General features: G+C 64.5%; 12 protein-coding genes. 6 read left to right on the forward strand and 6 right to left on the reverse strand.

The annotated features are described in order from the left end of the window. Positions 1-218: hypothetical protein (locus ABY454_RS11250; protein ID WP_372930732.1), on the reverse strand; the 218-nt coding region annotated here is incomplete at its 3' end. 146 nt (positions 219-364) lie between these two features. Continuing rightward, positions 365-883 carry a DUF721 domain-containing protein gene (locus tag ABY454_RS11255; RefSeq protein ID WP_372930733.1) on the reverse strand — a complete coding sequence of 173 codons (519 nt, stop codon included), beginning with the start codon at positions 881-883 and terminating at the stop codon, positions 365-367. A gap of 104 nt (positions 884-987) precedes the next feature. Between ABY454_RS11255 and mutY the strand changes: the two genes are divergently transcribed. Next, positions 988-2,175 (forward strand): A/G-specific adenine glycosylase, encoded by a 1,188-nt coding sequence (gene mutY, locus ABY454_RS11260; protein ID WP_372930735.1) that lies wholly within the window; start codon positions 988-990, stop codon positions 2,173-2,175. Here mutY and ABY454_RS11265 read toward each other — a convergent pair. Next, the gene (locus ABY454_RS11265) at positions 2,123-3,220 is read right to left on the reverse strand and encodes a site-specific DNA-methyltransferase (protein ID WP_372930736.1); all 1,098 of its coding nucleotides are present in this window, start codon (positions 3,218-3,220) and stop codon (positions 2,123-2,125) included. The genes mutY and ABY454_RS11265 overlap by 53 nt on opposite strands. Positions 3,221-3,339: 119 nt before the next feature. Between ABY454_RS11265 and ABY454_RS11270 the strand changes: the two genes are divergently transcribed. Continuing rightward, a complete protein-coding gene (locus tag ABY454_RS11270; RefSeq protein WP_372930738.1) occupies positions 3,340-4,092 on the forward strand; it encodes an alpha/beta hydrolase in 753 nt (250 codons plus the stop codon). On the opposite strand, the gene ABY454_RS11275 is transcribed toward ABY454_RS11270, so the two are convergent. Beyond that, complete coding sequence (locus tag ABY454_RS11275) at positions 4,089-4,775, reverse strand: ribonuclease HII (protein WP_372930740.1); 687 nt, start codon at positions 4,773-4,775, stop codon at positions 4,089-4,091. The genes ABY454_RS11270 and ABY454_RS11275 overlap by 4 nt on opposite strands. 77 nt (positions 4,776-4,852) lie before the next feature. Continuing rightward, a complete protein-coding gene (locus ABY454_RS11280) occupies positions 4,853-5,974 on the reverse strand; it encodes a PA0069 family radical SAM protein (RefSeq protein ID WP_372930741.1) in 1,122 nt (373 codons plus the stop codon). Positions 5,975-6,063: 89 nt separating this feature from the next. Between ABY454_RS11280 and ABY454_RS11285 the strand changes: the two genes are divergently transcribed. Next, entirely contained in the window at positions 6,064-6,753 is a 690-nt protein-coding gene (locus ABY454_RS11285; protein WP_372930743.1) for a TIGR04283 family arsenosugar biosynthesis glycosyltransferase, read from the forward strand. Between the two features lie 46 nt (positions 6,754-6,799). Continuing rightward, the gene (locus ABY454_RS11290) at positions 6,800-7,453 is read left to right on the forward strand and encodes a TIGR04282 family arsenosugar biosynthesis glycosyltransferase (protein ID WP_372930745.1); all 654 of its coding nucleotides are present in this window, start codon (positions 6,800-6,802) and stop codon (positions 7,451-7,453) included. On the opposite strand, the gene ABY454_RS11295 is transcribed toward ABY454_RS11290, so the two are convergent. After that, complete coding sequence (locus ABY454_RS11295; RefSeq protein WP_372930746.1) at positions 7,382-7,552, reverse strand: Flp family type IVb pilin; 171 nt, start codon at positions 7,550-7,552, stop codon at positions 7,382-7,384. The two genes, ABY454_RS11290 and ABY454_RS11295, sit on opposite strands and share 72 nt — an antisense overlap. A gap of 158 nt (positions 7,553-7,710) precedes the next feature. Between ABY454_RS11295 and ABY454_RS11300 the strand changes: the two genes are divergently transcribed. Both ABY454_RS11300 and ABY454_RS11305 read left to right on the forward strand, forming a co-directional pair. Next, on the forward strand, positions 7,711-8,007 hold the full coding sequence (locus ABY454_RS11300) for a hypothetical protein (protein WP_372930748.1): 297 nt from the start codon (positions 7,711-7,713) through the stop codon (positions 8,005-8,007). Positions 8,008-8,019: 12 nt separating this feature from the next. Next, positions 8,020-8,799, forward strand: a complete 780-nt coding sequence (locus ABY454_RS11305) for a transporter substrate-binding domain-containing protein (protein ID WP_372930749.1) — start codon at positions 8,020-8,022, stop codon at positions 8,797-8,799. Positions 8,800-8,966 lie beyond the last annotated feature (167 nt).

The following is an 8,966-nucleotide window of genomic DNA, read 5'->3' on the forward strand; positions in this document are numbered from 1 at the left end:
CCGAGGACGATATCCTCCAGCGGCCCCGCCTCCATCAGCGCGGCCATTTCGGGATCCATCTTGGGTGCGTTGGGGTCGGGCGCGCCTCCGCGGTCGTCGAAGAGGACGATGCCGGCGACCACCACGGCGGCAAGCACCGCGCCGCCGACAATCAGTCCGGTCTTGTTGATTTTGGTGTCTTCGGTTGAGGGCTCGGTCGGCTTCTTGGGTTTGGCCACGGTACTACTCCGGAAATGGCTGGTTTCTTGCGGCCCAAGCGGGCGCGCTCCTGGGGTGCTTGGCGGTCCCAGGTGATGGGCGCGTGGGCGGGGCCTACAATCGTTGATCGGCCCGTATCGGGCAAGTGCGAGAAAGGTCTTTGGGCTCAAGCCCTGGTGAGGCGGGCCTTGGTGGCGGCGCCGAGCTTCGTGAGCGCCTGGGCCAGACCTTCGTCTTCGATGTCCACCGTTTTGGGCAGCGAATAGGCAGGCAGCGGCGGTCTTTTGGCCGGAGGGGTTTTGCGGACCCGGGCGATGGGCGCTTGCAGGAAGCGCATTTCGGTCACCGCGCGATAGCCGAAATAGCCGTTCACCCGCTCCAGGATCTGCCCCGAGCGGTGCTGGACCTCGATGGCGCGCGGGCCCTCGATCCGCAGCACCAGGGTGGCGCCCTCGGCCTTGTGCCCGCGGGCCGGCGTCTCCGCCTCCTCATCGCGGCGCCTGGGCCAGATGACCCGGTCCGGCATGGTGAAGCGGGCAAGATCGCGGCCCACGATGGCCGGCCAGTCGCTGAGGAGCGCCGTGGTGGCGAAGCCCCTTGCCCGCGCCGCCGGATCGAGCGCCCGGGCCACGTAAGAGCCAATGGCGCGCGCGCCATATCTGGGTTTTCGCGTTTGTCGGGCCATCGCCTTGCCGTTTATCGCCGTGGAGAGCCTGCGCTCCGCGCTTGCCCTGGCAGGGCCTGAGCTTACACCATGGCTCATCAAGAGCCCGGCGGGAAAACCGACTTATGCAGGAAAGTCACATGGCGCTGGAGCCGCGCGCGATCGAAAGGGCCGTGCTCGCCTGGTACGACCGCGAGGCGAGGGCGCTGCCATGGCGTGCTCCGCCAAAGGAGCGCCAAGACCCTTATAAGGTCTGGCTCAGCGAGATCATGCTGCAGCAGACCACGGTGAAAGCCGTCGCGCCGCGCTATATCGATTTCCTGCGCCGCTGGCCCGACGTCGCCGCGCTTGCCCGCGCCGAGCTCGGCGAGGTGCTCGCCGCTTGGGCCGGCCTTGGCTATTACGCCCGCGCACGAAATCTCCATGCGTGCGCGCGAGCCGTGGCGGGCGAACATGGCGGTGACTTTCCCGATACGGAGGCGGAGCTTCGCAAGCTCCCCGGCATTGGCGCCTACACGGCCGCGGCCATTGCCGCGATTGCCTTCGGGAAACGCGCCACGGCCGTCGACGGTAATATTGAGCGCGTCATGGCGCGGTTGTTCGCGGTGGAGAGGCCGCTGCCCGCCGCCAAGAAGGAACTCAAGGCGCTCGCCGAAAGTTTGACGCCCGAGACCCGCGCCGGCGATTTCGCGCAAAGCCTAATGGATCTCGGCGCCACCATCTGCACGCCGCGGCGTCCTGCTTGCGGGCTTTGCCCGGTCCGCCCGGCCTGCCGTGGCTACGCACAAGGGGTTGCCGAACAGCTTCCCTATAAAGAAGAGAAGGCGCCCCGGCCGACGCGTCGTGGCGTGGCGTTCGTGGTGTTGCGCGAGGACGGCGCAGTCCTGCTGCGGACACGCCCGCTGAAAGGTTTGCTCGGCGGCATGCTGGAAGTGCCGTCAACGCCTTGGGAGGAGACGGCGCCGACCAAAACGGCGCGCGCAGCCCACGCGCCCGTCGATCTCCCGTGGCAAGACGTGTCCGGCCGCGTCGAACACACGTTCACGCATTTTCACTTGGAACTTTGCGTTGTCCGCGCAGTGGTGCCGGAGGGTGTCGCGCTGTTAGAGGTGGCGGAACCTGAGCGCTGCCGCTGGCTCACCATGCGCGAACTGCCTGGTGCCGCGCTACCAACCGTGATGCGCAAAGTGCTGGCCCACGCCTTCGAAGCGAAGGCGAAGAGGCGCGCCCCTAATAAGCAAGCGTCTAAGACGCGAGCCTCTAAGACGCGAGCTTCGCCCGTGCGGCGGTCCGAAGATCGTCGATCGGCTTGAGCGCGCCGTCCGCTTGGTAGTGCCAGAAGGTCCAGCCATTACAGGCCATGGCGCCTTGCACATGGGCACCGATCTTGTGAATGGAGCCCTGTGCGCCGTCGCAGGCGATGGAGCCGTCAGCACGGACCTTCGCCTCGTGACGCGCGGCCGGATCGTAAAGCGCCGCACCCGGCGCCAGCAGGCCGAGCTCAAGCAGTGTGCCGAAGGGAACCCGTGTTTCCGCGCGCTTGCTCTTGGAGACTTGCAGCGCCGCCGCATCGAGCGGCTTCACGCCCTTCAGCCTTGTGCGCGCGGCGTTCGCGTACGCCTCTTCGCGCTCGATGCCGACAAAGGTGCGCCCCAACCGCTTCGCCGCAACCGCCGTCGTGCCGGAGCCCATGAACGGGTCGAGCACCACGTCGCCCGGATGGCTGGATGCGAGGATCACGCGGTGCAGCAGCGCCTCGGGCTTTTGCGTCGGGTGCGTCTTGCGTCCGTCTTGTTTCAGACGCTCGCCCCCGGAGCAGATCGGCAGTAGCCAATCGGAGCGCATCTGCAAATCTTCGTTCAGCGCCTTCATAGACTCGTAGTTGAACGTGTAGCGCGCCTTCTGGCCTGTCGAGGCCCAGATCATGGTCTCGTGCGCGTTGGTGAAGCGGCGCCCCCGGAAATTCGGCATCGGGTTCGCCTTGCGCCAGATCACGTCGTTCAGCACCCAGTAGTCCAGGTCCTGAAGCGCCGTCCCGACGCGAAAGATATTGTGATAGCTGCCGATCACCCAGAGGCTGCCATTCGGCTTCAATACGCGGCGGCAGGCGGTGAGCCAATCGCGGGTGAAGGCGTCATAGGCGCCGAAGCTGGAGAACTTGTCCCAGTCGTCGTCCACGCCGTCTACGCGGCTATTGTTCGGCCGCAGCAGCGTGTTGGCGAGCTGAAGGTTGTACGGCGGGTCGGCGAAGACGAGATCGACGGAGCCTTCCGGAAGCCGCGCCAGCTCCTCGATGCAATCGCCCACAATGATTTTGTTACGGCGAAGCCGAAGCTCCCCAGTGTCCCCCACACCCATGTCACCCACTCTCGTTACGCAAATACTGAAAACCCCGCCTCTTTCGGGCAGGACCGGCCCATGCTGGCGGAGTACGGTAAAGGCGTCCTTAACCGACAAGCCGAGGGAGAGACCCGCAAGTGAGCCAGACCATCGTCATGATCCACGGCGCCAATTGCGGCGGCTGGTGTTTCGGCGTCTTTGCCAAGGTTTTCGAGGCAAATGGCTTCACCTGCCATGCGCCCGACCTGATCGGACATGGGGCCGAAAAGGAGACGGGGCGGGGCACCTTGGCCAATGTCGGGATCGCCGATTTCCGTGCGCAGATGACCACATTCGTCAAACTGCTGCCGGAGAAGCCCATCCTGCTCGGCCATTCCATGGGTGCGGTGATCGCCCAGCAGCTTGCGAGCGAAGATCTCGCCGAGAAGCTCGTTCTGGTGAGCCCGGCGCCGCGCGCCGGCATCTTGCCGCCGACGGCCGCAGAGAAGCAGCTCTGCCAGGACTTGATGACCATCGGCGATTTCTGGACGCGTGCCATCGATCCGAACTTCGAACTGGCTTGCCACTACACGCTGAACCTCTTGCCGCAGGACGCGCAGCGGCGCGTGTTCGACGAGTTCGGCCCGGAATCCGGGCGCGCGCTGTTCGAGTTCTTCTTCTGGATGTTCGACCAGACCGTGGCGACGGAAGTCGATACGTCCGCGGTGACCTGTCCGGTGCTGTGCCTATCGGGCGCGGAGGATCACATCGTGTCGTTGCAGAGCGCGAAGGCGACGGCGGAGGCTTACCGCCAAGCCGAGTTCTGGGCGCTTCAAACCCACGCGCATATGTTGCTGGTGGAGCCTGGCGCCGACAAAATCGCCGAGTGCATCGGCGGCTGGCTCGCTTAAGTCTCGGCGACCGGCGAAGCTTCGTCGCGCTCGTTCATGATGCGCAACGCACGCTCGATCGGCGCGAACGATCTGCGGTGATGCGTGCACACGCCGTGCTCACGCACCGCGCGGGCATGCTCCGGCGTGCCATAGCCTTTATTGCTTTCCCAGCCATAGCGGCGATAGCGCTTGGCGAGCTTCACCATGATCCGGTCGCGGGTGACTTTGGCGATAATCGAGGCGGCCGCCACCGACAACGACAACGCGTCGCCGCCGACGATCGCGCGCGCCTTGCCGCCGGGAAAGCGCTTCGGCACCAGATTGCCGTCGATCAGTGCTGCGGCTTGCGGCACCTGTAGCCCACGGAACGCGGCGCGCATGCCCCACAGGCTCGCCTGCAAAATGTTGTCGCGGTCGATGCGTCTCACCTGGCCGATGGTGATGGACACGCACGACGTGGCGATGATCTCCGCGAAGCGGTCCTCGCGGGCCTGGGGTGTCAGCACTTTGGAGTCGTTGAGCCCTTCGGGAATACGGTTCGGATTGAGGATCACCGCCGCGACCACAACAGGTCCCGCCCAGGGTCCGCGGCCCGCCTCGTCGATGCCGGCCACGGGCAGCCCGTGCAGATCCATGAGCTCTTCTTCGAGATCGAAGCTCGGGAGAGAAGGGGCGGGAAGCGGTTCTGCGGGCAGCGCCATGATCCGGCGACTTTCCGACAAACCGCGCCGGCCGCGCAACTACCCCGGCCCTTAAGTGCCGGGCGCTGTGGAAAAACCTACAAGAGGCGCAGCTGCTGGCCGGGCCGTTTTGGCGGAGTGAACAGATCGGTCCGTAAGGGAACGGAGCCGTTGAGACCGAGCCGCTGGGCGGCCATCTGAAACCGGCGGCCGATCATCCAGGCGTAAGGCCCGTGGCCTTCCATGCGGTCGCCGAATTTCGCCTCGTACAGCTTGCCGCCGCGGCTCTGGCGCATCAGCGACAACACGCGCTCGGCGCGGTCCGGGCAATTGGCCTTGAGCCACTCCACGAAGAGATCGCCGATCTCCAGCGGCAGCCGCAGCAAGATGTAGCCCGCCTCGGCCGCGCCCGCGACGGAAGCGCGCTCCAAGATGCGCTCCATCTCCGAATCGGTCAGTCCCGGAATGACCGGCGCCACCATGACGGCGGCGGGCACGCCGGCGCTTGCCAGTTTCTCGACGGTCTCAAGGCGTTTCTCAGGGGTGGCGGCGCGGGGCTCCATGGCGCGGGCGAGCTTACGGTCGAGCGTGGTCACCGACAGCGCCACCTTGACCAGGCCGCGCTTCGCCATCGACTGCAAGATATCGAGATCGCGCAACACCAGAGCCGACTTGGTGACGATCCCGACCGGATGATTGGCGGCGCTCAGAACTTCGAGAATACGCCGCATGATGCGGTAGCGCCGCTCCACCGGCTGATAGGGATCGGTGTTCGAGCCGATGGCAATCATGCGGGGGCGGTAGTTCGGTGCGGCCAACTCCTTCTCCAGCGCCCGCGCCGCATTGGTCTTGGCAAACAGCTTGGTCTCGAAATCGAGCCCGGGCGACATGCCGAGAAATGCGTGGCTCGGGCGGGCGAAGCAATAGACGCAGCCATGCTCGCAGCCCCGATAGGGATTGATCGAGCGGTCGAAGCCGATATCGGGCGACTGGTTCTTGGTGATCATCTGCCGGGCCGGCATCTCCTGGACTTCGGTCTGAAGCGCTTCGAGATCAAAAAGCGAGTCCCAGCCGTCATCGGCGGGCTCGTAGGCGAGGTTCTCAAACCGCCCCGACCGGTTTGTCTGGGCGCCCCGGCCATGCCGCCGGTCGAAGGCGACGCCGCCGGCTTCGGCCGGCAGGCTCTCCGAATCGACCTGTTTTCGTAAGGCAACGCTCATGGGGCCTATATAGCCCGGCGGAGAGAACAAAGCAAGAACAACGGGCAGCCTGCGATTGCCGCAAGCAGGCCAAACGCTATAGTCCGCCCATGATTTCCGTGGTCATTCCCACCTTCAATGCGGCGCCCACATTGGTCCATACGCTGGCGGCCCTCGTGCCGGCCGTGGTGGAGGGCATCGTGCAGGAGGCCATCGTCGCCGATGGCGGCTCGACCGATGGCACCCTGGTGATCGCCGACGCCGCCGGCACGCATCTGGTGCAGGCGCCGCGCGGGCGGGGCACGCAGCTCGACGTGGGCGCGGGGCTCGCGAAGGGCGACTGGCTGCTGTTTCTGCATGCCGACACGGTGCTTGAGCCGGGCTGGGCGGAAGAGGCGCAAAGCTTCATCGACCGCGTGGAGGCCGGGCGCCGCCGGCAGGCAGCGGCTTATTTCCGCTTCTGCCTCGACGACGACGGCTTCATGCCGCGCCTGGTCGAAGGCCTGGTGGGCTTGCGCTGTTTCCTGCTCGCGCTGCCTTATGGCGATCAGGGCCTGCTTATTTCCCGCAAACTCTATGACGAGCTCGGCGGCTTTCGCGCCGTTCCCCTGATGGAGGACGTGGATCTCGTCCGCCGTCTCAAGCGGCGCCAGCTCGTCGCTCTGAAGTCGCGCGCGGTGACCAGCGCCAAGCGCTATCAGGCCGAAGGTTACTTCTCGCGCGGTGTCCGTAATCTCGGCCTCATGCTGCTCTATTACCTTCGCGTGCCGCCGCGCGTGCTCGCCCGCCTTTATGGTTAGGCAGCGGCGAGACGCCCGCATCTCTTTCGCACCCCGTCTTGTCATCATGGCCAAGCGCCCTCAGGCGGGCGCCGTGAAGCGCCGGCTGGCGCGCGACATTGGAGTGGGCCTCGCGACCCGCTTCTACCGCAACGCGCTTGCTCGCACTGTCCAACGTTTGGCGGCCGATCCGCGCTGGCGCACTTATCTTGCCGTCACGCCCGACGCCGCGCTTACAGAAGCGTGCTGGCCGCGCGTTGCGAACCTCACGCTCATTCCACAAGGCCGCGGCGATCTCGGCCAGCGCATGCAAAGCCTGTTCGATCGCCTGCCGCCGGGGCCTGTCGTCGTGGTGGGTAGCGACATTCCCGCGGTGCGGCCCGCCCATATCGCGCAAAGCTTCAAATTGCTGGGGGCCGCGGATGCGGTGTTCGGACCGGCCGAGGACGGAGGCTATTGGCTGGCAGGACAGAAAAGATGCCCCAAAGGCTTAGCGCCCTTCGCCAACGTGCCTTGGTCCACGGACGATGCGCTCGCTGCTACACTCGCGAACTTGCGTGGGCGGAGCGTCGCCTTCGCCGCAACGCTCAGGGACGTCGATACGGGGGAGGATTACGCGCGCGAGCGGCACCGCCTCGGCTTTAAAGCGTCAGCGGGCTTTGACTTCGTTGGCGACATTGGTGAACAGCGCGGCCAGGTTGCAGCCGACCAACGACAGTGACGAGGAGATCGCAACGGCGATGCCGGCGGCGATAAGGCCATATTCGACGGCCGTGGCGCCGGACTCGTCCGTGATGAGCTTCACGAGAGCCTGATTCATTGCGGCAGTGCTCCAGTCTTGGAACTTTCTACTTACACAGCAATACCTTAAGTCAAGTTAAGGTGCGCGCCAGGCCCCGAATTGGCCTGTGCATATAAGGAAGATCGGTCGCGCGGCGTGTGCTATAGAGATTCGTAGAACTTTGGAGGGGTTGAGGGATGACCGGTTATCGCGCGGCGGAGGTCGCAGTCTTCGTTCTGGTTCTTGCATTCGCCTGCATGCCGGCGTCTCCGGCGTGGTCACAGGCTGGCACCATCACAAAGGGCATGCAGAACAACTGCGTCAACGACTACAAGAAATTCTGTGGTGAGTACGGACTTCAAACGTCTGCTCTGAATTATTGCATGAAGAAAGCAGGCCCGAGCCTCTCACCTGCTTGCGTGCGTGCTCTGGTCCAGGCCGGCAAGATTTCGCAAGCCGAGGTCGATCGCATCAAGGCGCAGATGGGACGTTAGGGGATCTGGATCATGAAGAGATTTATCTGCTGCACCGTTTTCGCCGCGCTCGCGTTCGCAGGGCCCAGCGCCTTTGCTGCGGACGATTGCACCAAGATTACGGCAACGGGTCATCCCGAGTATCCGGTGATCGCCTTCAAAGAGGGTGACAACATCGCCGGCGCCGCACCCGACCTTGTCGCGGCCATCGCCAAGAAGCTCAATGTCCCGCTTCAGTCGAAAGACATGGGGTCGTGGGAAGAAGCGCAAGAAGCAACGCGCGACGGCAAGGCTGATCTCATCGTCGGCGTCTACTACAACGATGCCCGCGCCGGCTATCTCGATTACGTCCAGCCCGCCTTTATGTATGACGACGTGGCCGTGTTCGTCGCCAAGGGTAAGAAGTTTCCCTTCAAAGGAAAAGATGACCTGATCGGGAAGAAAGGCGTGACAAGCAAGGGCGAGAGTTACGGCAACGACTTCGATGCCTTCATGAAGGACAAGCTCGATGTCTCCCGTACAAAGGGGATCGGCGCGGCGTTCGAAGAGCTCCTAGCCGGAAAGGCCGACTACCTGATCGCCGGATATCATCCCGGCGTCGCCGAGGCGGCCGCCAAGGGGCTGAAGGATCAGGTCGTCGTGCTCGATCAGGCCTTGCTCACGGCGGAGATGTTCGTCGCCTTCTCGAAGAAGTCGCCGTGCCGCTCATTAGCCGCAGACTTCGGTCACGGCATCACCACGCTGACCACCGATGGCAGCTTCGACAAGATGCTGACAGACGCGACAGCGGAGTGGGACAAGACCCAGCAATAGGCGGGCCATATCGAAGGCGCCCTCATTCGCGACTAGACGCATGATCGCGTCGTGGTCAGCGGCTGTGTGATTGCTTGCAAAAACCGCCGTCGATTGCTCCCGGGCTAAAGGGGAGTCGACCGCAACCAACAATCGTAATAGCGTGGTGGCGGTTGTCGATTATGGCC

This window comes from Methyloceanibacter sp., from assembly GCF_041573655.1.
GTDB lineage: Bacteria > Pseudomonadota > Alphaproteobacteria > Rhizobiales > Methyloligellaceae > Methyloceanibacter.

Coding starts and splice junctions, on each gene's coding strand:
- ABY454_RS11275 (WP_372930740.1), bottom strand. CDS start 4,775: ATGGCGCTGCCCGCAGAACCGCTTCCCGCCCCTTCTCTCCCGAGCTTC.
- ABY454_RS11295 (WP_372930746.1), bottom strand. CDS start 7,552: ATGAATCAGGCTCTCGTGAAGCTCATCACGGACGAGTCCGGCGCCACG.
- mutY (WP_372930735.1), top strand. CDS start 988: ATGCAGGAAAGTCACATGGCGCTGGAGCCGCGCGCGATCGAAAGGGCC.
- ABY454_RS11300 (WP_372930748.1), top strand. CDS start 7,711: ATGACCGGTTATCGCGCGGCGGAGGTCGCAGTCTTCGTTCTGGTTCTT.
- ABY454_RS11290 (WP_372930745.1), top strand. CDS start 6,800: ATGGCCAAGCGCCCTCAGGCGGGCGCCGTGAAGCGCCGGCTGGCGCGC.
- ABY454_RS11255 (WP_372930733.1), bottom strand. CDS start 883: ATGGCCCGACAAACGCGAAAACCCAGATATGGCGCGCGCGCCATTGGC.
- ABY454_RS11265 (WP_372930736.1), bottom strand. CDS start 3,220: ATGGGTGTGGGGGACACTGGGGAGCTTCGGCTTCGCCGTAACAAAATC.
- ABY454_RS11305 (WP_372930749.1), top strand. CDS start 8,020: ATGAAGAGATTTATCTGCTGCACCGTTTTCGCCGCGCTCGCGTTCGCA.
- ABY454_RS11285 (WP_372930743.1), top strand. CDS start 6,064: ATGATTTCCGTGGTCATTCCCACCTTCAATGCGGCGCCCACATTGGTC.
- ABY454_RS11280 (WP_372930741.1), bottom strand. CDS start 5,974: ATGAGCGTTGCCTTACGAAAACAGGTCGATTCGGAGAGCCTGCCGGCC.